General features: G+C 68.5%; 23 protein-coding genes. 12 read left to right on the top strand and 11 right to left on the bottom strand.

Annotation, left to right across the window (positions count from 1 at the left end):
- Both V6M56_RS15140 and V6M56_RS15135 read right to left on the bottom strand, forming a co-directional pair.
- Positions 1 to 752, bottom strand: a 752-nt coding sequence (locus tag V6M56_RS15140; protein WP_465247578.1) for a COG3904 family protein, incomplete at its 3' end; no start/stop codon positions are given.
- A 161-nt stretch (positions 753 to 913) separates the two neighbouring features.
- Positions 914 to 1,852 (bottom strand): aldo/keto reductase, encoded by a 939-nt coding sequence (locus V6M56_RS15135; protein ID WP_332684956.1) that lies wholly within the window; start codon positions 1,850 to 1,852, stop codon positions 914 to 916.
- Positions 1,853 to 2,076: 224 nt separating this feature from the next.
- Between V6M56_RS15135 and V6M56_RS15130 the strand changes: the two genes are divergently transcribed.
- On the top strand, positions 2,077 to 2,916 hold the full coding sequence (locus tag V6M56_RS15130) for a universal stress protein (protein ID WP_332684955.1): 840 nt from the start codon (positions 2,077 to 2,079) through the stop codon (positions 2,914 to 2,916).
- A gap of 99 nt (positions 2,917 to 3,015) precedes the next feature.
- Here V6M56_RS15130 and typA read toward each other — a convergent pair whose 3' ends face one another.
- The gene (typA, locus tag V6M56_RS15125) at positions 3,016 to 4,839 is read right to left on the bottom strand and encodes a translational GTPase TypA (RefSeq protein WP_332684954.1); all 1,824 of its coding nucleotides are present in this window, start codon (positions 4,837 to 4,839) and stop codon (positions 3,016 to 3,018) included.
- Between the two features lie 615 nt (positions 4,840 to 5,454).
- Here typA and V6M56_RS15120 point away from each other — a divergent pair.
- The gene (locus V6M56_RS15120; protein ID WP_332684953.1) at positions 5,455 to 6,036 is read left to right on the top strand and encodes a hypothetical protein; all 582 of its coding nucleotides are present in this window, start codon (positions 5,455 to 5,457) and stop codon (positions 6,034 to 6,036) included.
- Between the two features lie 203 nt (positions 6,037 to 6,239).
- Here the strand turns inward: V6M56_RS15120 and V6M56_RS15115 are convergent, their stop codons facing one another.
- Complete coding sequence (locus V6M56_RS15115; RefSeq protein ID WP_332684952.1) at positions 6,240 to 6,587, bottom strand: hypothetical protein; 348 nt, start codon at positions 6,585 to 6,587, stop codon at positions 6,240 to 6,242.
- 260 nt (positions 6,588 to 6,847) lie between these two features.
- On the opposite strand from V6M56_RS15115, the gene V6M56_RS15110 reads away from it, so the two are divergent.
- The 3 genes from V6M56_RS15110 (at position 6,848) to V6M56_RS15100 (ending at position 9,609) form a co-directional block, all read left to right on the top strand.
- Positions 6,848 to 7,534 carry a phosphoribosylanthranilate isomerase gene (locus tag V6M56_RS15110; protein ID WP_332684951.1) on the top strand — a complete coding sequence of 229 codons (687 nt, stop codon included), beginning with the start codon at positions 6,848 to 6,850 and terminating at the stop codon, positions 7,532 to 7,534.
- Positions 7,531 to 8,778 carry a tryptophan synthase subunit beta gene (gene trpB / locus V6M56_RS15105; protein WP_332684950.1) on the top strand — a complete coding sequence of 416 codons (1,248 nt, stop codon included), beginning with the start codon at positions 7,531 to 7,533 and terminating at the stop codon, positions 8,776 to 8,778. The genes V6M56_RS15110 and trpB overlap by 4 nt, the downstream gene beginning before the upstream one ends.
- Positions 8,779 to 8,874: 96 nt before the next feature.
- Positions 8,875 to 9,609 carry an SIMPL domain-containing protein gene (locus tag V6M56_RS15100; protein ID WP_332684948.1) on the top strand — a complete coding sequence of 245 codons (735 nt, stop codon included), beginning with the start codon at positions 8,875 to 8,877 and terminating at the stop codon, positions 9,607 to 9,609.
- Positions 9,610 to 9,616: 7 nt separating this feature from the next.
- On the opposite strand, the gene V6M56_RS15095 is transcribed toward V6M56_RS15100, so the two are convergent.
- Together V6M56_RS15095 and V6M56_RS15090 are read right to left on the bottom strand one after the other, a co-directional pair.
- The gene (locus tag V6M56_RS15095; RefSeq protein ID WP_332684947.1) at positions 9,617 to 10,069 is read right to left on the bottom strand and encodes a PIN domain-containing protein; all 453 of its coding nucleotides are present in this window, start codon (positions 10,067 to 10,069) and stop codon (positions 9,617 to 9,619) included.
- Positions 10,069 to 10,314: a type II toxin-antitoxin system Phd/YefM family antitoxin gene (locus V6M56_RS15090; RefSeq protein ID WP_332684946.1), complete on the bottom strand. Its 246-nt coding sequence runs from the start codon at positions 10,312 to 10,314 to the stop codon at positions 10,069 to 10,071. Before V6M56_RS15090 ends, V6M56_RS15095 begins: the two co-directional genes overlap by 1 nt.
- Before the next feature lie 128 nt (positions 10,315 to 10,442).
- Here V6M56_RS15090 and V6M56_RS15085 point away from each other — a divergent pair, with 128 nt between their 5' ends.
- The 5 genes from V6M56_RS15085 (at position 10,443) to V6M56_RS15065 (ending at position 14,814) form a co-directional block, all read left to right on the top strand.
- Positions 10,443 to 11,126 (top strand): winged helix-turn-helix transcriptional regulator, encoded by a 684-nt coding sequence (locus tag V6M56_RS15085; protein ID WP_332684945.1) that lies wholly within the window; start codon positions 10,443 to 10,445, stop codon positions 11,124 to 11,126.
- The gene (locus V6M56_RS15080; protein ID WP_332684944.1) at positions 11,123 to 11,509 is read left to right on the top strand and encodes a DUF488 domain-containing protein; all 387 of its coding nucleotides are present in this window, start codon (positions 11,123 to 11,125) and stop codon (positions 11,507 to 11,509) included. The genes V6M56_RS15085 and V6M56_RS15080 overlap by 4 nt, the downstream gene beginning before the upstream one ends.
- A gap of 49 nt (positions 11,510 to 11,558) precedes the next feature.
- Positions 11,559 to 12,407: a tryptophan synthase subunit alpha gene (gene trpA, locus V6M56_RS15075; protein ID WP_332684943.1), complete on the top strand. Its 849-nt coding sequence runs from the start codon at positions 11,559 to 11,561 to the stop codon at positions 12,405 to 12,407.
- Positions 12,408 to 12,502: 95 nt separating this feature from the next.
- Entirely contained in the window at positions 12,503 to 13,405 is a 903-nt protein-coding gene (accD, locus tag V6M56_RS15070) for an acetyl-CoA carboxylase, carboxyltransferase subunit beta (RefSeq protein WP_332684941.1), read from the top strand.
- 86 nt (positions 13,406 to 13,491) lie between these two features.
- Positions 13,492 to 14,814 (top strand): bifunctional folylpolyglutamate synthase/dihydrofolate synthase, encoded by a 1,323-nt coding sequence (locus V6M56_RS15065; RefSeq protein WP_332684940.1) that lies wholly within the window; start codon positions 13,492 to 13,494, stop codon positions 14,812 to 14,814.
- Here the strand turns inward: V6M56_RS15065 and V6M56_RS15060 are convergent, their stop codons facing one another.
- Together V6M56_RS15060 and V6M56_RS15055 are read right to left on the bottom strand one after the other, a co-directional pair.
- Complete coding sequence (locus V6M56_RS15060; RefSeq protein WP_332684938.1) at positions 14,815 to 15,234, bottom strand: type II toxin-antitoxin system VapC family toxin; 420 nt, start codon at positions 15,232 to 15,234, stop codon at positions 14,815 to 14,817. It abuts the gene before it with no gap.
- Positions 15,234 to 15,491, bottom strand: coding sequence for a type II toxin-antitoxin system Phd/YefM family antitoxin (locus V6M56_RS15055; protein WP_332684937.1), 258 nt, complete (start codon positions 15,489 to 15,491; stop codon positions 15,234 to 15,236). Before V6M56_RS15055 ends, V6M56_RS15060 begins: the two co-directional genes overlap by 1 nt.
- A 95-nt stretch (positions 15,492 to 15,586) precedes the next feature.
- Between V6M56_RS15055 and V6M56_RS15050 the strand changes: the two genes are divergently transcribed.
- On the top strand, positions 15,587 to 16,429 hold the full coding sequence (locus V6M56_RS15050) for an aldo/keto reductase (protein ID WP_332684936.1): 843 nt from the start codon (positions 15,587 to 15,589) through the stop codon (positions 16,427 to 16,429).
- Between the two features lie 159 nt (positions 16,430 to 16,588).
- Here the strand turns inward: V6M56_RS15050 and V6M56_RS15045 are convergent, their stop codons facing one another.
- Together V6M56_RS15045 and V6M56_RS15040 are read right to left on the bottom strand one after the other, a co-directional pair.
- Complete coding sequence (locus V6M56_RS15045) at positions 16,589 to 17,524, bottom strand: acetamidase/formamidase family protein (protein WP_332684935.1); 936 nt, start codon at positions 17,522 to 17,524, stop codon at positions 16,589 to 16,591.
- A gap of 53 nt (positions 17,525 to 17,577) precedes the next feature.
- Positions 17,578 to 18,678, bottom strand: a complete 1,101-nt coding sequence (locus tag V6M56_RS15040) for a DMT family transporter (RefSeq protein WP_332684933.1) — start codon at positions 18,676 to 18,678, stop codon at positions 17,578 to 17,580.
- Between the two features lie 241 nt (positions 18,679 to 18,919).
- On the opposite strand from V6M56_RS15040, the gene V6M56_RS15035 reads away from it, so the two are divergent.
- Positions 18,920 to 20,020, top strand: coding sequence for an AbrB family transcriptional regulator (locus V6M56_RS15035; protein WP_332684932.1), 1,101 nt, complete (start codon positions 18,920 to 18,922; stop codon positions 20,018 to 20,020).
- Here the strand turns inward: V6M56_RS15035 and V6M56_RS15030 are convergent.
- The coding region (locus V6M56_RS15030) for a glycosyltransferase (protein ID WP_332684930.1) at positions 20,017 to 21,187 on the bottom strand (1,171 nt) is incomplete at its 5' end. The genes V6M56_RS15035 and V6M56_RS15030 overlap by 4 nt on opposite strands.

Genomic DNA, 21,187 nt, shown 5'->3' with positions numbered 1-21,187 from the left:
TCGGTCGCGATCGTCGTCGAGCGCATCTCTTCGGGGCGCAGATAGCGCATCGTATCGGCCGGCGTCGACACGGTCAGCTTCAGGAAGGAGCGGTCGAGCCCCATCGCATCGAGATGGCGGGCGATCTTCGTGTCGATCTCGCCAGTCGCCTGCTCCTGCTTGACCGTGCGCTGCTCCTTGGTCTCCTTGACCAGTTCGCGGGTCTCGACGATGCGGTCGCCCTCGCGCCGGCGCACGATCTGGTAGTCGCGCACCGTCGTGGTCTCGGTCTCGACGATGGTCTGCTGGTGCACGCCGATCCGCGATTGCGGCGGGATGATGCGCCTGACGCCGCCGGCGAGGACGAAGGTGCAGGCCGAGGAACAGAGCGGGCTGCGCTCGTTGATGTTGCCGAGGGCGGGATCGCGCTGGGTGAAGACGGTGCGCGCCACGGCGATGTCGAGGCCTTGCTGGCGGATCAGCTCGCCCATCGCGATCGCGACCTCGACCGTGCCGCCGGTCGAATAGATCAGCACCGGCAGCTTGCGGCCTCTCAGCCCGGCAATGGCGCGGCGCAACTCCTCGAGCGTGTCCTTGGTGATGGCGCCCTGGGCGGCGAGCCACTCGCGGCAATTGGGCTCGCAGCCCGGCTCGGCGCTGCGCACCGCGATGATCCGCATCGGCTCCGGAGCCGGCGCGGGCTTGTCCTGCGCCGCTGCCGGCCAGGCAAGCAGCGAGAGGGCGAGCGCCAGGAAGGAGGCGATGCGCATCACGAGACCAGGCAACTCCAGGAAAGGGCCGCGCAAGGGAACCCCAGGCGCGCCGATTTGACAACCGTTTCCGGCGCCATTGCGGCTTCGGCGGCAGGGCTGACGCTTCACACCGCCGGTTGGGCGGCTTTGAGGCGTTCTCGCGACGGACCGGTGGCCCGGGCTCAGGCCGTGATCTTGTCGATCTCCGCGAGCTCCTCGGCCGTCAGTGCCCATTCGGCCGCCTTCACATTCGCCGCGATCTGCTCGGGCCGGGTCGCGCCGGCGATGACGCTGGAGACCACCGGCTGGGCGGCGAGCCAGGAGAAGGCGAGCTCGACCAGCGTCCTGCCGCGCGCCTCGGCGAAGCCGGTCAGCTTCTCGATCCGCGTCCAGTTGGCGTCGCTGAAGATCTCGCCGGCGCGCTGCGGCAGCTTGGTCAGGCGTGCCCCGTCCGGCATCGGCGCATTGCGCTTGTATTTGCCGGTCAGCGCGCCGTTCGCCAGCGGGAAATAGGGCAGCAGGCCCATGCCGTAATGCCGCGCCGACGGGATCAGCTCGCGCTCGGCACCGCGGACCAGCAGGCTGTACTCGTCTTGGGCTGAGGCGAAGCCTTCGACGCCGAGATGGCGCGCCGCCCAGGCGGCGTCCGCCATCTGCCAGGGCGCGAAGTTCGAGCAGCCGATATAGCGCACCTTGCCCTGGCGGATCAGGTCTTCGAGGGCGCGCAGCGTCTCCTCGATCGGGGTCAGCGGGTCGAAGCGGTGGATCTGGTAGAGGTCGAGCCAGTCGGTCCTGAGCCGGCGCAGCGAATCCTCGACCGCGTTGATGATGTAGGCGCGCGAGCCGCCCTTCTTCACGCCTTCGTCGTCCATGTTCATGCCGAACTTGCTCGCCAGCACGATCTGCTTGCGGCGGGCGCCCAGAACCTCGCCGAGCGCCGTCTCCGAGCCGCCGCGCTCGCCATAGATGTCGGCGGTGTCGAACAGGGTGATGCCATTCTCGATCGCCGCGTCGACGACCTTGCGGGTGGCGTCGAGATCGATCCGGCCGCCGAAATTATTGCAGCCGAGGCCGACGAGCGAGACGCGCAGGCCCGAGCGGCCGAGGTTGCGGGTGAGCATGGCAGGAATCCTCCTCGGAAAAGCCGCCCACAGGATCAGAGCCGCGACCGGGCGGCAAGCGCGGTGATCGTGACCTGTGTGCTGCGCCGGGCGCAGGGCAGGGCCGCCCAGCATCCCCCCGAGGCGGCCGTCGCGCAAGGCGGCCGCAGTTGATCGAGCGCAATGCAGCGACAGAATGATCGGGTAGGCTCGCTTCCCGGAGCCCCTGAAACAATGGAGATCCCATGGCCCCGTCGATCAAGAGCGTCTTCACCGCCCATGCAGAGGAAGGCGCGGGCGAGCACAACACCGCGCTCGGCTACGCCCTGTCGCTCGCAGAGCAGGCCGGCGCGCATCTGACGATCCAGGCCGCTGCGATGTGCTACAGCATCCCGGCCTCGGTCGTCAGCGCTTTCGGCACGGCCTTCATCGCCGCCGAGAATCGCCGCATCACCGCGCTGGCGGAACGTTTTGCCGGACTCGCCAGGACCAGTGCCGGCCTCGCCGGCGTGACCAGCACGATCGAGACGCCGCAACTGGTCTATGCCGAGCTCAGCGACAGGCTGACCGGCCAGGCCCGCGTCCACGATCTCAGCGTGCTCGACCTGGAAACGAATGCGGCGGAGCGCGACCGCGGCCTGATCGAAGCGGCCCTGTTCGAGAGCGGCAGGCCGGTGATCATCGTGCCGCCCGGATCCGAGAGCTTCGCGGCCGGGCGCATCCTGGTCGCCTGGGACGGCAGCGCGACCGCGGCCCGCACGATCGCGGAAGCGCGGCCCTTCCTGCCGGGAGCCGAGGTCGAGATCCTCTCCGTCACCGGCGAGAAGGACCTGTCGCGTTTCGTCGCCGGGGCCGAGCTGGCGCCGCATCTGGCGCGGCACGGCGCCTCCGTCAGCGTCCGCAACGTCGCCCTGTCGGGAGGCAAGGATGTGGCCGAGACAATCCGGCAGGCCGCCGTCGATTTCGGTGCCGACCTCATCGTCTGCGGCGCCTACAAGCATTCGCGGCTGCGCGAATGGCTGCTCGGCGGCGTCACGCAATCGCTGCTGAAGTCGAGCCCGAGGCCGCTGCTGATGAGCCACTGAGCCGGCGCCGCCGGCGGTTGCTCTCAGATGGAATCGCGAGGCGCTTCCATCTGAAAACGGAGCCCGGCCCGGCGGGCGAGAGCCGCCGGGCGATGGTGCTCAGGCGACTTCCGCCTTCTGCTTCTGCGAGCGCTTGCGCTCGTTGGGGTCGAGCACGCCCTTGCGCAGGCGGATCGACTTCGGCGTCACCTCGACCAGCTCGTCATCGTCGATCCAGGCGAGCGAGCGCTCCAGCGTCATCCGGATCGGCGGCGTCAGGCGCACCGCCTCGTCCTTCGAGGTGGTGCGGATGTTGGTGAGCTTCTTGCCCTTGAGCACGTTGACCTCGAGATCGTTCTCGCGGGTGTGCTCGCCGACGATCATGCCCTGATAGACCTTCCAGCCGGGCTCGATCATCATCGGGCCGCGGTCCTCGAGGTTCCACAGCGCGTAGGCCACGGCCTCGCCGGTCTCCATCGCGATCAGCACGCCGTTGCGGCGCCCGCCGATCTCGCCCTTATAGGGCAGATAGTCGTGGAACAGCCGGTTCATGATCGCCGTGCCGCGGGTGTCGGTGAGCAGCTCGCCCTGATAGCCGATCAGGCCGCGCGTCGGGGCGTGGAAGACCAGGCGCAGGCGATTGCCGCCGGAGGGGCGCATCTCCAGCATGTCGGCCTTGCGCTCGGACATCTTCTGCACGACGACGCCGGAATGCTCCTCGTCGACGTCGATGATGACTTCCTCGATCGGCTCCAGCAGCTGGCCCGCCTCGTCGCGCTTCAGCACGACGCGCGGACGCGAGACGCCGAGCTCGAAGCCTTCGCGGCGCATCTGCTCGATCAGGATGGCGAGCTGCAATTCGCCGCGGCCCGAGACGATGTAGCTGTCCTTGTCGGTGGCTTCCTCGATCTTCAGCGCGACATTGCCCTCGGCCTCCTTGAACAGGCGGTCGCGGATGACGCGGGTGGTGACCTTGTCGCCCTCGGTGCCGGCAAGCGGCGAATCATTGACCATGAAGGTCATCGAGACGGTCGGCGGATCGATCGGCTGGGCCTTGATCGGGGTCTCGACCGACGGGTCGCAGAAGGTGTCGGCGACCGAGCCCTTGACCAGGCCGGCGATCGAGACGATGTCGCCGGGAATGGCCTCTTCGATCGGCGTGCGCTCGAGCCCGCGGAAAGCGAGAATCTTGCTGATGCGGCCGGTCTCGACGACGGTCCCGTCGCCGGAGAGCACCTTGATCGTCTGGTTCGGCTTGGCCGTACCGGACACGACGCGACCGGTGATGATGCGGCCGAGATAGGGGTTGGCCTCGAGCAGCGTGCCGAGCATGCGGAACGGACCTTCCTCGATGCGCGGCTCCGGCACATGGCTGAGGATCAGGTCGTACATCGGGGCGAGGCCCTGGTCCTGCGGGCCTTCCGGCGAATGCGCCATCCAGCCCTGCTTGCCCGAGCCGTAAAGGATCGGGAAATCGAGCTGCTCGTCAGTGGCGTCGAGCGCGGCGAAGAGGTCGAAGACCTCGTTGATCACCTCGGTGACGCGGGCGTCGGGCTTGTCGACCTTGTTGATCGCGACGATCGGGCGCAGGCCGAGCTTCAGCGCCTTGGAGACCACGAACTTGGTCTGCGGCATCGGGCCTTCGGCGGCATCGACCAGCACGATGGCGCTGTCGACCATGTTCAGGATGCGCTCGACCTCGCCGCCGAAATCGGCGTGGCCGGGGGTGTCGACGATGTTGATGCGGGTGTCCTTCCAGACCACCGAGGTGGCCTTGGCCAGGATGGTGATGCCGCGCTCTTTCTCGAGCTCGTTGGAATCCATCACGCGCTCGATCACACGCTGGTTGTCGCGGTAGGTGCCGGACTGCTGCAGCAGCTTGTCGACCAGCGTGGTCTTGCCGTGGTCGACGTGGGCGATGATGGCGATGTTGCGCATGGACATGCGGGAAGCGGCCTTGTTTCAAGACCGCGAGCCGGCGGGGAAGTCCCGGCCGGCGCAGCCCGTACGTGAATGGAATCTGAGGTTAGTTGCGCTGCACATAAACGCTTGACGCCGTTTGGGCAACTGCGGCGGCCGCTTCAGCTGCACGCGACCCGCCGCCGGAGCCAGCAGGAATAGACCGCGCTTTTGGCGAGAGCAGGGCGAGCCCACCCCGGCAGGCAGCGGCCAGCGCGAGCGGCGCCGCTCTTGCGGACGCAAGCGCAACGAGGCCAAAGCCAAGCCCCATGGAGGCCCAGCCGTCGAACCTGTGCGTCTTTTCCCGGACATTCCTGTCGGCGAGCGCTTTCCGCCGGCGATTGCGCGCAGCGACGTCGTCGCGTGTTCGGAGAGTGGGCTCGGCCATCTGGCTCGACAGACGTCGGAAGGGGCATCGCCCCCAGGCCCGTCGGCCACGCAGGCAAGTCGTTCGACCACCTATTGTGTCGCGGCTGAACTTGGCCTTTATTCCTGAGTCTTGCGAAGTCATCCATTCGCAATTTTCTCGCTTTGCAGACCGAATCCCCGAGACCGGCAGTAGATTTCAAACCGGATTGCTTTTGAAAATGGAGAGGTCCGATGTTGAAGAAAATAAGCGTGATCTTCGCAGCTTCGCTCGCGGTGGCGGGTGCGGGTTGCGCGACCTATCCGACGGTCACCAGCCAGACCGTTATCGTTGCCGGTATCGGGCCGGTGGAAGTCGAGCGGCTTGATGTCGAGGTCGCCGATGTGCAGCCCGCCGAGCGCATCGTGGTCGTCCGGCAGGGCCGCCAGACATGGCCGGTCGCGGTGCCGGAAGTGTTCGGAAACCTACAGAACATCAGGGCTGGTGACAGGGTCGAGGTTCGACGCGTCGAAGGCGTGATCCTTGGTGCCAGGCGGGCTCGGAGAGGCGCCAAGCCCGCGATCATCTATACGGAGGCGACCAGTGCCGGCTCCTTCCAGAACCTGCCGGAAAAATTTGTCGTGCGGTCGCTGACGGTGACGGCGAGGTTCGAGAGTTTCGATCCGGCGACTGGCGTCGTGAGCTATGTCGGACCGGCCGGAGCCCGGACCCATACGGTGTCGGATCCCGACATCCAGAACGATGTCAGGCGCCTGAGGCGTGGCGACATGGTCGAGCTTACCTTCGCCCAGGCCTTCCACTTCCAGAAGGTCTGAACTCGTCGGCTCGCCGCCGCAGTGGATGGATCAGGCGTTCTCCAACGATCGCTTAGAGACGGATTCACCGATCAGGTTGTTTCGACCTGATCGGGTCCACCTCTAAGCGCGAGCTCCAATCCGGAAGGCGGCGAGCATCGCGCCTGGTTGCAGCCAGAGCGTCAGTTCCTGCCAGCAAAATGCCGTCAGCTGGCGCCGGAGGCTCACTTCCGGCAGGCGAACGGCATGAAGGTGCTCGCCATCCCGGCGTTCATCCCGGCCATGACCATGATGTTGGCGAGGTTGAGCTCTTCGATGCTGCGCGGGCAGACATCGGGCGCCGTCTGGCAGCCCGAGGCCATGAAGGCGTCGTGGCGGGCGAGGAACTCCGGCCCCAGCCCCTTGGTGCCGAAGCGGCGGGTCGCCTCGTCATAGGCCTTGCGATAGCGCTCGCATTTCACCGCCGGCCAGTTCTCGCCGCCGCGTGCCTGCGCCAGCGCGGCGGTGGAGAGGCCGACGACGAAGCTGACGGCGAGCACGCCCGCCAGAACCGAAAAACCGCGCCGCCGCATGCCTTGCCCGCTTTCGCCCGCCTTGTCCGCAGCCCCTCTCGACCGCGATCATGTCACAAGTGCGGCGGCGGGAGTGCGGTCAATGTTCCCGCGATCCGGCGCGAATGGTTGCGAGTCGTCCCGGACGCAGCGAAGCGGAGATCCGGGATCCCTGCCGGAGCGCTCCTTGTCCATGCTCGGGCATGGGTCCCGGGTCTCCCGGCGGTCGCCCGGGACGAGCTGGAGTTTTCGCGCGAGGCCGATTGCGCTACAGCCTAGCCATGACGCACACCGTCGACGCCTTTCGCATCAAGATCTGCGGCCTCTCGACCCCGGAGACGCTGGAGGCGGCGCTGGCCGCCGGGGCCGACATGATCGGCCTCGTCTTCCATCCCAAGAGTCCGCGCTTCGTCACGCCGGAACGGGCGGCAAGGCTCGCGGCCCAGGCCCGCGGCAAGGCCGAGATCGTGGCGTTGATCGTCGATTTCGACCCTGCAAAGGCCTCCGAGCTCGCGCAGGCGGTACGGCCGGACTGGCTGCAATTGCACGGCGCCGAGACGCCCGGCGCGCTGGCGGCGATCAAGGCGGCGACCGGGCTACCGGCGATGAAGGCGCTCGGCATCGCGACCGCGGCCGATCTCGGCCGCGTCGCCGCCTATGCCGCCGTCGCCGATGCGATCCTGCTCGACGCCACGCCGCCCAAGGATGCCAGCTATCCCGGCGGCCACGGCCGGCCCTTCGACTGGACGCTGCTTGCCGGCCTCGACCCGGCTTTCCGCTTCATGCTATCGGGCGGGCTCGATCCGGGAAATGTCGCCGAGGCGATCCGCATCGCGCGGCCGGGCGGCGTCGACGTCTCCTCCGGGGTCGAAAGCGCGCCGGGCGTCAAGGATCCCGGCAGGATCGCGGATTTCGTGGCGGCGGCCCGCAGGGCTGCCGGAGAATTGCAGAAGGCAGGCCAGGCATGAACGCGCCGCATATTCCGAACAGCTTCCGCACCGGGCCGGATGAGAACGGCCGGTTCGGCCAGTTCGGCGGCCGCTTCGTCGCCGAGACGCTGATGCCGCTGATCCTCGAGCTGGAGGGCGCCTACAACGCGGCCAAGGCCGATCCGGCCTATCATGCCGAGACCGCCTACGGGCTGAAGCACTATGTCGGCCGGCCCTCGCCGCTGTATTTCGCCGAGCGCCTGACCGAGCACTTTCGTAGCCAGGCGACGGCCTCCGGCCTGTCGGGCGGTGCCAAGATCTATCTGAAGCGCGAGGAGCTGAACCACACCGGCTCCCACAAGGTGAACAATGTGCTCGGCCAGATCCTGCTGGCCAGGCGCATGGGCAAGAAGCGCATCATCGCCGAGACCGGCGCCGGCCAGCATGGCGTCGCCACCGCGACGCTCTGCGCCCGCTACGGGCTGGAATGCATCGTCTATATGGGCGCCGTCGATGTCGCCCGGCAGGCGCCGAACGTCTTCCGGATGCAGATGCTGGGCGCCACCGTGGTGCCGGTCGAATCCGGCACCAAGACGCTCAAGGACGCGATGAACGAGGCGCTGCGCGACTGGGTGACCAATGTCGCGACGACCTTCTACTGCATCGGCACGGTTGCCGGCCCGCACCCCTATCCGGCGATGGTGCGCGACTTCCAGTCGATCATCGGCAAGGAGACGCGCGAGCAGATGCAGGAGCTCGAAGGCCGGCTGCCGGATTCGCTGATCGCCTGCATCGGCGGCGGCTCGAACGCGATGGGTCTGTTCCATCCCTTCCTCGACGACAAGGGCGTCGAGATCTACGGCGTCGAGGCGGCCGGTCACGGCATTCCGTCAGGGCTCCACGCCGCCTCGCTGACCGGCGGCCGCCCCGGCGTGCTGCACGGCAACCGCACCTATCTGCTGATGGACGATGACGGGCAGATCAACGACGCCCATTCGATCTCGGCCGGGCTCGACTATCCCGGCATCGGCCCGGAGCATTCCTGGCTGCACGAGACCGGCCGCGTGTCCTATCTCTCGGCCACCGACGAGGAGGCGCTCGAAGCCTTCCAGCTGATCTCGAAGCTCGAGGGCATCATCCCGGCGCTGGAATCGGCGCATGCGCTGGCCCGCGTCGCCGAGCTCGCCCCGCAAAAGCCGCAGGACCATCTGATGGTGGTCAATCTCTCCGGCCGTGGCGACAAGGACATCCCGCAGGTCGCCGAGATCCTGGCGGGGCGCTGACGCGTATCGTCCTGATGCTGCCCCAATAGGTTGCGCATGGTCGTGCCGCAGAAGCAGTGCTCGCTTCTGCGGCCCATCCGTCAGCGAAGGACGATCATGTCGAAGACCAAGAAGGCCCTGCTCATCGCCGCGCTCGCGGCGCTCTCCGCTCCCGTTCAGGCCCAGACTGCCGGCCCGCTCGCCCCGGCCGAAGGCATCGTCATCCGCACCGAGGGCGAGGTCAGGGTGAGGCCGGATCTCGCCACGATCCAGGCCGGCATTGTCAGCGAGGGCAAGACCGCGGCCGAGGCGCTGGCGAAGAACACGCCGGCGCTCGCCAAGCTGGTCGAGGCGGTGAAGGCGGCCGGTGTCGCCGCCGGCGATATCCAGACCTCGCAGGTCGCGCTGGTGCCGCGCCTGACCCAGCCTTCCGCCTCGTCCTCGCCGCAGCCGCGCGCGCCGAAGATCGACGGTTACGAGGCCCGCACCGGGCTGACCGTGACCGTGCGCGACATCGCCAAGGCCGGGCCGCTGATCGACGCGCTCGTCGCCGCCGGTGCCAACGAGATGTCGGGGATCATGTTTGGCCTCGCCGACGAGGGCAAGGCCAAGGACGCGGCGCGCCAGAAGGCCGCCGAGGCGGCGCGGGCCCGCGCCTCGCTCTATGCCGAGAAGCTCGGCGTCAAGGTCGGCGAGCTGGTCTCGATCGTCGAGGCCGAAGCCGAGCCGCCGGTCCGCCCGATGGGCGATGTGCGGGCCTTCCGCATGGCGGGCGCCGCGCCGATCAGCGTGGAGCCGGGAGAGCTCACCGTCACCAGCTCGTTGCGCACCGTCTGGCGCATCGAGAAGTAGGGGCGCCTCAACCGGCGTGGCGCAAGGCATCCGCGAGCAGCGGATGCGGCGGCTCGGCGAAGGGGTTCACAACCGTGACGCCGCGATGCACGAAGCCATGCTGCATGTCCTCGGATAGCAGCATGGAGCACCCGGCTTCCGCAGCCGTGACCAGGATGAGGGCGTCCCAGAACTGCAATCCTTGCGTGGCCGAAAGCGACAAGGCTTCGGTGAAGTCCTTTTCGGTCGCCGCCCGAACATGGGCGCTGAGGCGGAGCCATTCGCAGGCGCGGGCCGCCTCCTGTCGGTCGATCCGGAACTTGCCGGCGATCGCGTGATAGAATTCGCCGATGACCTGAGTGGGGATGACCGATCGCTCTGGCGGCAGGGCGTTGCGGATCGCGTTCGCTCTCGCCGCGCGCTCCTGATCGTTGAAATGGCCCGCATAGATCAGGATGTTGGTGTCGAACGCGACGAGCATCAGTCGTAGAAGTCGTCGCGCGTCAGCTTCGGAAAATTCTGGGCGGGCCGACTGTTCAGCCAGGTGGTCATCTTGTCGAACGCCTCGCGCCGCCGCACTTTCTCGGCGTCGGGCTCCTCGACGCGGGTGATCTGCACCTTGGGCTGGCCGCGCGAGGTCACGACGACGCGTTCGCCGCTTTCGGCGAGCTTCATCAGCTTCGAGAATTCGCGATTGGCCTGGGCGGCCGAAACCGTCTTCACCATGGCGGCCTCTGAAAGTAGTGATATCACTACTTGATGGCCGCCAGGTCAATGGCGCATCAGGTCAATGGTGCAGGCATCGGTCCGGAATCCGTACTCCTTGCGTGCTTCGCTCATGCTAGGCTGTCGCCATGACGAGCTATGGCCAGTTCTGTTCGATGGCGCGCGCGCATGAGGCGCTTGGCGGGCGCTGGACCTTGCTGGTGGTGCGCGAGATCCTGTGCGGCAGCAGCCGCTTCAACGACATCCGCCGCGGCATTCCCCGCATTTCCAGGACCATGCTCTCCGAGCGGCTGCAGGAACTGGTGCTGGCCGGCGCGCTCAGCCGCAGCGAGGGCGTGCACGGCCCCGAATACGCGCTGACCGAGGCCGGGCTCGAACTCGCCGGACTGGTCGAGGCGATGGGGATCTGGGGCCAGCGCTGGTTGCCGCGCCATGCCGATAGCGAGGACAACGACCTCGAGCCCGTGCTCGTCGACATGCAGCGGCGGGTCCGCTTCGAGGCCCTGCCGGAGGAGCCGCTCGTCGTCCGCTTCGAGATCGGTGGCGAAAAGCCGCGCTTCATGCTGCTGAAGCCGGGCGAGGCTTCGCTCTGCACGCAGAATCCCGGCTTTCCCGAGGTGCTCTGCGTTCGCGGTCCACTCGCGGCGGTGGTCGCCTGGTGGCGCGGCGATGCCAGCTTCATCGAAAGCGCCGGGCTCGGCCTGTCGGTCACCGGGCCACGCCCGCTGGTTCGGGCCTTTCCCGGCTGGTTCCAGCTCTACGCCTTCGCCGGCATCGCCCCGGCAGGGTCAACCGAAAGGCTGAAGCCATGAGCGTCCGCATCGTTCGCCTCGGCACGCCGCGTCTGGCCGATGAGGGCACGCGCATCGGCACGGTTCGGCGCGTGCCGCGCGGTGTGCCGAAGGAGCGCTATGCCAGCGAGAATTGGTTCGACGTCTGGTTCCCGGTGCTGTCGCCGAGCCCGGACCTGATGGCACAGGCCAAGGCGGCGGAAAGCGAGAAGGACTGGGCCGGCTTCAGCCGCGGCTTCAAGGCCGAGATGGCCGAGCCGGCGCCGCGCCATGCGCTCGATCTGCTCGCCGTCTTGTCGCAGGGCAGCGATTTCTCGGTCGGCTGCTATTGCGAGAACGAGGCGCGCTGCCATCGCTCGGTGCTGCGTGCCCTGCTGGCAGAGCGCGGCGCGAAGATCGCCTGAGCCCGGCGCCCTCTCGCCAGCCGGGCGCGGTCATGCTAACCGCAGCCGCATGACACAGACCGGCCAGACCCGTATCGAGAACCGCTTTTCCGCCTGCGCCGAGGCAGGCCGGGCCGCGCTCGTGACCTTCATCACCGCCGGCGACCCGGACTTCGACACGGCGAGCGCGATCCTGCACGCCTTGCCCGAGGCCGGCGCCGATGTGATCGAGCTCGGCGTGCCCTTCACCGACCCGATGGCCGACGGCATTCCGGTCCAGCTCGCCGGCCAGCGCGCGCTTAAGAGCGGGCAGACGCTGACCAAGACGCTGGCCATGGTCGCCGCCTTCCGCGGCGCCGGTCATGACACGCCGATCGTGCTGATGGGCTACTACAACCCGATCTGGGCCTATGGCGTCGAGCGATTCCTCGCGGACGCCCGCACCGCCGGCGTCGACGGGCTGATCGTCGTCGACCTGCCGCCGGAAGAGGATGCCGAGCTCTGCCTGCCGGCGCTCGCCGCCGGCCTGAGCTTCATCCGCCTGGCGACGCCGACCACCGACGAGCAGCGCCTGCCCAAGGTGCTGCAGAACACCTCCGGCTTCGTCTATTATGTCTCGATGACCGGCATCACCGGCGGCACGATCGCCAATTACGACGCGGTCGGCGAGGCGGTGGCGCGGATCAAGCGCCATACTTCGCTGCCGGTCGCGGTCGGCTTCGGCGTCAAGACCGCCGCCGATGCCGTGGCGATCGCACGCGGCGCCGACGGCGTCGTCGTCGGCTCGGCCCTGGTCGAGCGCGTCCGGCTTTCGCTCGATGGCGAGGGCAGGGCCACGGAAAAGACGGTTTCGGCTGTCACCTCGCTGGTCGCCGAGCTCGCTGCCGGCGTCCGTTCGGTCGCAAAAGCTGCCGCCTGAGCCGGCTCTAAACTTGAGATGAGAGACCGTTTTGCCGATCAGCTTGCGGTGCAAGCTGATCGGAACGGGCTCTAGCGTAATTCGAGGATGGTCCGATGAACTGGATTTCCGAAGTCGTCCGCCCGCGCATCAAGACGCTGTTCAAGCGCGAGAGCCCGGAGAACCTCTGGATCAAATGCCCCGATTCCGGGCAGATGGTCTTCCACAAGGATGTCGAGGCCAATGGCTTCGTCATCCCCGGCTCCGACCACCATCTGCGCGTCACCGCGCCCGACCGCCTGCGCCTGACCTTCGACGAGGGCAAATGGCTTGACGTGCCGTTGCCGGAGGCGGCCGTCGATCCGCTCAAGTTCCGCGACGAGAAGCGCTATGTCGACCGGCTCAAGGATGCGCGCGCCAAGACCGGCGCGGCCGACGCCTTCAAGGTCGGCTATGGCCGGGTCCAGGGCCTGCCGATGACCATCGCGGTGCAGGACTTCCACTTCATGGGCGGCTCGCTCGGCATGGCGGCGGGCGAGGCCTTCATCAAGGGCGCCGAGACCGCGCTCGAGAAGCAGACGCCTTATGTCGTCTTCGCGGCGTCCGGCGGGGCGCGCATGCAGGAGGGCATCCTCTCGCTGATGCAGCTGCCGCGTACCACGGTCGCGGTGCGGCGCCTGCACAAGGCCGGCCTGCCCTATTTCGTGGTGCTGACCAACCCGACCACCGGCGGCGTCACCGCCTCCTATGCCATGCTCGGCGACGTCCACATCGCCGAGCCCGGCGCGCTGATCGGCTTCGCCGGCCCGCGCGTCATCGAGCAGACCATCCGCGAGAAGCTGCCCGAGGGCTTCCAGCGTTCGGAATATCTCAAGGATCACGGCATGGTCGACATGGTCATCCACCGCCACCAGATTCCGGCGACGCTGGCCCGGCTCGGCCGCCTGCTGACCAGGCAGCCGGCGCTGGAAGGCAATGCCGTGCCGGAAGCCGAACCGCTCGCGCTCGACGCCGTCTGACATCCCGCACGACGCATCGGGCACCGCCGGGAGCCGCTTCGCATTTCCGGAACCGATGCTTTCGCCGGCCGGGAGGCCGGGCCCGCATGAGCACATCCGACCTGCTGCTGGCGCGCTTCCTGGCGCTGCATCCCAAGCTGATCGATCTTTCGCTCGGCCGCATCCTGCGCCTGCTCGAGCGCCTGGGCGATCCGCAGAAGCGCCTGCCGCCGGTGATCCATGTCGCCGGCACCAATGGCAAGGGCTCGACCATCGCCTTCATGCGGGCGATCCTCGAGGCCGCCGGCCTCACCGTCCATGTCTACACCTCGCCGCATCTGGTGCGCTTCCATGAGCGCATCAGGCTGGGGCAGCCGGGCGGCGGCCGCTTCGTCGACGAGGCGGTGCTGGTCGAGGCGCTGGAACGCTGCGAGCGCGCCAATGCCGGCGATTCCATCACCTTCTTCGAGATCACCACCTCGGCGGCGCTGTTGCTCTTTTCCGAGCACAAGGCCGATGTCGTCCTGCTCGAGGTCGGTCTCGGCGGGCGCTACGACACCACCAACGTCATCGACCACCCGGCCTGCGCCGTGGTGACGCCGGTCTCGTTCGACCATTCGGAATATCTCGGCGACACGGTGACCAAGATCGCCGGCGAGAAGGCCGGCATCTTCAAGCGCGGTGCGCCGGCGGTGATCGCCCCGCAGGAACCGGAGCCGACCGCCGTGCTGGAAGCCGCCGCCGAACGGGTCGGCGCCGCGAAGATCCTGGTCGGCGCGCAGGATTTCAACGTCCATGAGGACGGCGGCCGGCTGGTCTACGAGGATGGCGACGGTCTGCTCGATCTGCCGCTGCCGCGCCTCGCCGGACGCCACCAGCATGTCAACGCCGGCACCGCGATCGCGGCCCTGCGCGCCGCCGGTTATGGCGGCCTGCCGGCCGCGGCGTTCGAGCGCGGCATGGTCGAGGCCGAATGGCCGGCGCGGCTGCAGCGGCTGGCGCGGGGGTACCTCGCCGAGCTCGCGCCGCCCGGCGCCGAACTCTGGCTCGACGGCGGCCACAATCCCGATGGCGGGCGCGTCCTGGCCCAGGCCATGGCCGATCTCGAGGAGAAGAACCCGGCGCCGCTGGTGATGATCGCCGGTCTGCTCTCGACCAAGGACGCCAAGGCGACGCTCGGCCATTTCAAGGGGCTGGCGCTGGGGCTCTTCGCCGTGCCGATGCAGAACCAGCTCGCCGCCCGTCCGGCCGAGGAGGTGGCGGAACTCGCCCGCGCCGCCGGGCTCAGGGCGGAAACCTCCGGCTCGGTCGAGCAGGCTTTGCGCGAGATCGCGGCGCGCGACTGGGCGGCGCCGCCGCGCATCCTGATCTGCGGATCGCTCTATCTCGCCGGCGAGGTGCTGCAGGCCAACGGCACGCCGCCGCTGTGATCAGCCGGGCGCGAGCCAGGGGTTGAGGGTCGAAACGCCGGTTCGGGCGAAATCGGCGGTGTTTCGCGTCACGACCGTCAATGAATGCGCCTGGGCCGTTGCTGCGATCATCGCATCGCGCTCGGGGTGCGGATCGGGAACGTGGAGCGCGGCGCAACGCAGGGCCGCCGCCGTGTCGAACGCCAGAATGCGCCCTTCGAACTGCGGCAGGATGCGCTTGTGAAGCCAATCGGCGAAGAGGCGGCCCTGCTGCGGATCGCGACGCTCGACCAGCAGGACGCCCCGCTCGATCTCGAATACGGTGACGGCAGAGATGTAAAGGAGGTCGGCGGGTATGGTCTGCGACCAGGCCCAGACGATGGGGTCCGCCCGGTGAACCTTCCGGATTTCCGACAGCACATTGGTGTCGAGCAGATACATCAGTCGAAATCGACCGGCTTGAAGCCCGTCTTGTCGCTCATCCTCGGCGGGTCGAAATCGAAATCCGCGCTCGCCGGATCGCCGACCGCCTCGGCGAGGCTGAGGCCCTTGCCGGTCAGCTTGCGGTACTCCTCGATCGTCAGCAGCACATGCGAAGGCCTGCCGCGGTCGGTGATGAACACCGGGCCGTTGCGCGCCGCCTTCTTCGCGCCACTGGCATCCTGATTGAATTCGCGGCTGGAGAGCGTCGTGGGCATGGCGTTGCACCTCCCGGCGACTAATGTAGAGATGTTTCTACATCGATCAACCGGCGCCGCTTTCGAAAACGGTGCATGTGGACGGGAGAGAGCCGATGAACCCTTCGTTCGGGCAGGGCGGCCCGCAACTCGCCTCGATCGGCCAGGGCAGCTGGAACATCGAGCGCGCACCGCGCCGCGAGGCGGTCGCGGCGTTGCGGCGCGGGCTCGATCTCGGCCTCGTCCATGTCGATACCGCCGAGATGTATGGTGACGGCCGTTCCGAGGAGATCGTCGGCGAGGCGATCGCCGGGCGGCGCGAGGAGGTCTTCCTGGTCTCGAAGGTCTTGCCGCACAACGCTTCGAAGGCCGGCACGCGCGCCGCTTGCGAGCGCTCGCTGCAGCGGCTCGGGACCGACCGGCTCGACTGCTACCTGCTGCACTGGCGCGGCTCGTATCCGCTGGCCGAGACCTTCGCGGCCTTCGAGGCGCTGCGGGCCGAGGGCAAGATCCGCTCCTGGGGCGTCAGCAATTTCGACGTCGACGATCTCGACGAGGCGCTGAAGCTCGCCGGTCCCGGCAAGATCGCCTGCAACCAGGTGCTCTACCATCTGCGCGAACGGGCGATCGAGCATGCGGTGATCCCCTGGTGCGAGCAGAACGGCGTCGCGGTCACGGCCTACAGCCCGTTCGGGCAGGATGATTTTCCTGAAGCTGCCTCGGCGCAGGGCCGGGTGCTGGCGGAGATCGCGCTGGCGCATGGCGCGACGCCGCGCCAGGTAGCGCTCGCCTTCCTGACGCGCCGGCCGGCACTCTTCGCGATCCCCAAGGCGGCGAAGGCGAGCCATGTCGAGGACAATGCCGGAGCGCTGTCGCTGCGGCTCGGCGAGGCCGAGATCGCCCGGCTCGACGCCGCCTTCCCGCGCGGGCCCAAGCAGCGCGGTTTGCCGATGCTGTAGGACACCCGCGTCATTCTCGGGCGAAGCCCTCGGGTCCGACCTTAGGTCGGCCCAAGGATAAACTCCGCGCAGACCCGAGAATCTCGGGACGGGAAGGCGCCAGTTGGAATCTCATCCGGCCGGAGATGCTCGGGTCGAGCCCGAGCATGACGCTGCAATCTACGCCACCAGGCTCTTCGGCAGCATGCAGTGGATGCCCTTGTTGCCGTTGACGGTCTGGGTGACGCGCAGGTCGGCGGCGAGGCTGCACAGCATATAGGCCTCCTCGCGCGAGAGCTTCGTGCGCGCGACGATCAGGCCGATCATCTCGCGCAGGGCGTCTTTCGCGCAGACGTCGAGATCCGGGTCGATGCCCATGGTGATGTGGTGCGTCGGCGTCTCGGCGCGCGGCATGGCGAGCGAGATGTCGTCGCGCAGCACGAATTCGAAGGTTCCCTCCAGCGCGGTCTCGATCGCGGTGACGCAGACCTCGCCATCGCCCTGGGCGCCATGGCCGTCGCCGCAGGAGAACAGCGCGCCCTCGACGAAGACCGGCAGATAGAGCGTCGCCCCGGGGCGCAGTTCCTTGTTGTCGAGATTGCCGCCGAAGGCGCGCGGCACCAGCGAGGTCTGGCGGCCCCAATGCGCCGGCGGGGCCGTGCCCATCACGCCGAAGAAGGGCGCGAGCGGCAGCTCCATGCCCCAGGGCAGCAGGGCGACGTTGCGGGAAAGATCGAGGCCGATATGGCGGAAGGTGTGGGCGTCGAACTCCTCCGGCAGCGTGCCGCCGAGCGGCTTGATCAGCGTGTAGCCGAAATCGGTGCGCGGCTTCACTTCCTTGATCCGGACCTCCAGCACATCTCCCGGCTTCGCGCCCTTCACCGCGACCGGCCCGGTCAGGATATGGCCGGGCACCATGCGCTCGGCCTTGGCGTGGATCTCGTGGATCTCGGGTGGAATGGTCGCATTGCCCGGCGGCAGGCTGTCGGGCCCGCCGGTCAGCGTGCGGATGGTGACGCTGTCGCCGCTCTCGATCTCCAGCACCGGTTTCAGCCGGGCGTCGAAATAGCCCCAATGGCAGGTGGCGAGGCCGGCATCGAGCTGGTGATGGGTCATGGCGTGGCCTCCTTCGGCATGGACGCAGGCAGCGGGACGGGTATCGGGAAAGCTCAGGTCGGCGGCGGCAGGCCGGCTGCGGCCCGGCTGCGGGCATTGCGGCGGATCGTATAGAGCGTCGCGCCGATGACGATGGCGGAGCCGACGAAGGTCGAGAGCGCCGGGATCTCGGCGAAGAAGACGAAGCCGGTGAAGCTCGCGAAGATCAGGCGGGTGAAGTCGAGCGGGGCGAGCGCCGCGGCCTCGCCGACCTGGTAGGCCTTGGTGATCAGCCATTGCCCGGCGGTGCCGAACAGGCTGAGCAGCACGAGCGCCAGCCATTGCTCGGCGCTGGGCCGGACCCAAAGCGCCCAGCTCGGCCAGGCGAGGACGACGATCAGCACCAGGCCCTGATAGATCAGGATCGTCTCGGTGCGTTCCGTCGTGCCCAGGATGCGCACGCTGACCGTGATGCCGGCGCCGAACAGCGCGCCGCCGACCGCCATCAGCGCCCAGAAGTTCAGGCCCTCGCTGGAGGGGTTGAGCATGATCAGGACGCCGGCGAAGCCGATGATCGTCGCGGCCCAGCGCCGGCCGTCGACGCTCTCCTTCAGCACCAGCACCGCGGCGATGGTGACGAACAGCACCTGGCTGAAGCCGATCGAGGTCGCCTGCGCCAGCGGGATGTGGATCAGGGCGCTGAAGCCGCAAAGCATCGAGGCGAGCGTCGCCAGGCCGCGAAAGATCTGCAGGCCCAACCGGTCGGTGCGCAGCATCGCCGGCAGCGCCCGCCCGGTGACGAGGACGATGACGAGGCTCATGATCAACTGGCGGATCATCAGCGTCTCGACCAGTGGGATCGCGGTGCCGATGTGCTTGAACAGCCCGACCATCACCGCATAGACCAGCAGCGCCGACAGCATGTAGACCGAGCCGCGCAGGTTCGGGCCGGCGCCGCGCCACCACAGCCCGGTGCGCGAGCGCCGCGCCGAGAGCCAGCCGATGCGGGTTGGAGCGGCGCCGACGGGGATTTCCGGCGCGGCCGGCAGCAGGATCTGGGGCGCAGGCGCGGTGCTCGGCCAGGCGTCCTCTTCCGCTGGTGGTGGCGCGGCTTCGCCGAGCTCGACGCTCTCGCTGCCGCGGGCCTCCTGATCCGAAAGACGGTCGTCGCTCATGGCAGCCCGGAGCCGGGCGGAGCGCCTGCGGCCGATGATAGGTCCAGTCCGGGAAGTCTCGCCGATTTGCGGCCTGCGGACGAGGGGCCTGCGCACATGGCAGGGTTGCCCTGATGTCCCGCCTTGCCATGAGGGCAGAGGGGTCATTCGCGCAGGCACCTGCCGCCGCCATGTCTTTGGAGTATAGCAGCGCCGGGGCGCCGCCGCCGATGGGCACCCGGCGAAAGGACGATTCGGGACGATGCGGGATCTGCTGGCCGATGCGGTGAACGGCGTTCGCGAATTGTCGCCGCGACGCTTTCCCTGGCGGCGTTTCCTGCTCGCTCTGGCGCTCGGCATCCTCGGCGGCTGGCTCTTCGCGCTCGGCCGCCTGCCACTGCCCTGGATGCTCGGCTCGATGGTCTTCTGCACGGCAGCCGCGATCGCGCGCGCCCCGGTCGCGGCGCCGACGGTGATCCGCCCGCCGATGTCGGCGGTGATCGGCGTCATGCTTGGCTCCGGCTTCCGGCCCGACCTGATCGCGCAATTGCCGAACTGGCTGCCGACGCTCGCCGGCCTCGTTCTGTTCATGCTCGCCTGCGCCGTCTGCTGCGTCGGCTATTTCCGCCGCGTCGCCGGCTATGACCCGGTCACCGCCTTCTTCGCCGGCATGCCCGGCGGGCTGGTCGAGATGGTCATCACCGGCGAGGAGAAGGGCGGCGATGCGCGCACCATCGCGCTGATCCACTCGGCCCGCATCCTGCTGGTGGTGATGACGCTGCCCTTCATCGTGCAATGGCTCGAGGGCGTCTCGCTCGGCGTGAACCGGACCTCCGGGCCGTCCATGCTGCAGACCTCGGCGCTCGGCTGGTTCTGGCTCGTCGCCTGCGGGGTGCTCGGCGTCATGCTCGGCCATCTCGTGCGCCTGCCGGCCAAGGTGCTGCTCGGGCCGATGCTGGTCTCGGCGGCGGTACATCTGGCGGGGCTGAGCGACTCGGTGCCGCCCTTCGAGATCGTCAACCTCGCCCAGCTCATCCTCGGCGTCACCATCGGCTGCCGCTTCGTCGGCACCCCGCCGCAGGCGATCCTGCGCATCCTGCTGATCTCGGCCGGCTCGACGCTGATCCTGGTGGCGCTGACGCTGATCTTCGCCTTCGCGGTGGCGCATCTCTCAAATTACCAGCCGGTGCCGCTGATCCTCGCCTATTCGCCGGGCGGCCTTGCCGAGATGAGCCTGATCGCGCTCGCCTTGCACACCGAGGTCGCCTTCGTCGCGGCCCATCACATCGTCCGGGTCTTCCTGGTGATGATCGCGGCCGGGCCGCTGTTCGGCCTGTTCGGCGGCAAGGCAAAGTCGCCTTAGCCGACCGCAGCGGCGAGCCCGCGCTCCAGGGCGGCCGCCAGAGCCGCGCGCTGGCGGGCCATGAAGGCGGCGCCGTCGAGGCGCAGATGAGCGCCAGCCCGCGAAGCCTCGACCAGTTCGACCAGCGCTTCGGCGAAGGCCCCGGGTTCCTCGGCGACGTGGAAATTCGCCGGGATCTCGGTGAAGCCGCGGCAGGAGAGCGGCGTCGCCACCGCGGCTGAGCCGAGCTGCATCGCCTCGATGGTCTTGAGCTGCACGCCGGTGCCGGCCCGGCTCGCCAGCGCCAGCGCCCGGCAGGAGAGCAGGAATTCGCGCGCATCCGGCACGCGCCCGACCAGCTCCACCTGGGGCGGAACGCGCGGCATGTCGGGCGGCAGGCGCCCGGCGACCGCGATCTCGAAATCCGCCGGCAGCAAGGGGCAGACCTCGCGCAGGAACCAGTCCAGCCCGGTGAAGTTCGGCACCCAGGTCCAGGTCCCGATCATGCCGGTGTCATAGGCGGGCGCGACCGGCGCCAGGTCCGAGGGTTCGATCCCGGCTCCGGAGACCAGAGGCAGCACCGCCGACTTTCCGGCCATGGCGGGCCCAAGCGCGGCGCGGTCCTCCTCGGCCAGCGTCCAGACGAAGCGCGCCTCGTCCCAGAGCCGGCGCTCGATCCGCTCGAGCTGGCGCGCCTCGCGCGCGAACAGCGCCCGCATCAGCGCGCTCCCGGCATGGGCCGCGTTCTGCCGTGCCGAGACATGCTCGATATTGTGCTCGACCAGCACGCAGGGCGCGAGCCCGGTCAGCTCCGGGAAGGCGCCCGGCAGCATCACCGAGTTCAGCACGATCGCGTCGAACGGCCCGCGCGCCCTGACCGCCTCGACGAACCTGCCGCGCCCTGCCAGCCTGAGCTTGGCGGAGGCGACCGGCAGGGAGCTTAAGAGCGCGCTCGCCAGCCATTGCAGCTGCCGGCCTTTCGAGACCACGGCGTTCTCGACATCGACCGCGTCGATCACGGCCGCCTGCGCGGAATCGGCCGGAACCTCGCCTGGCCGCACGAAGCCGAAGGCGGTGACCGCGTGGCCGGCGGCGCGCAGCGCCTCGAGGATCGCGGCATTGGCGATCTCGAAGCCGGTATCGGGCCTGGCGACGGGGATCAGCGTGGTGAGGAAGGCGAGGCGCACG

It is taken from the genome of Allobosea sp. (assembly GCF_036675845.1).
In the GTDB taxonomy this organism is placed as follows: Bacteria; Pseudomonadota; Alphaproteobacteria; order Rhizobiales; family Beijerinckiaceae; genus Allobosea.
This window is presented reverse-complemented; position numbering and strand designations above follow the sequence as displayed.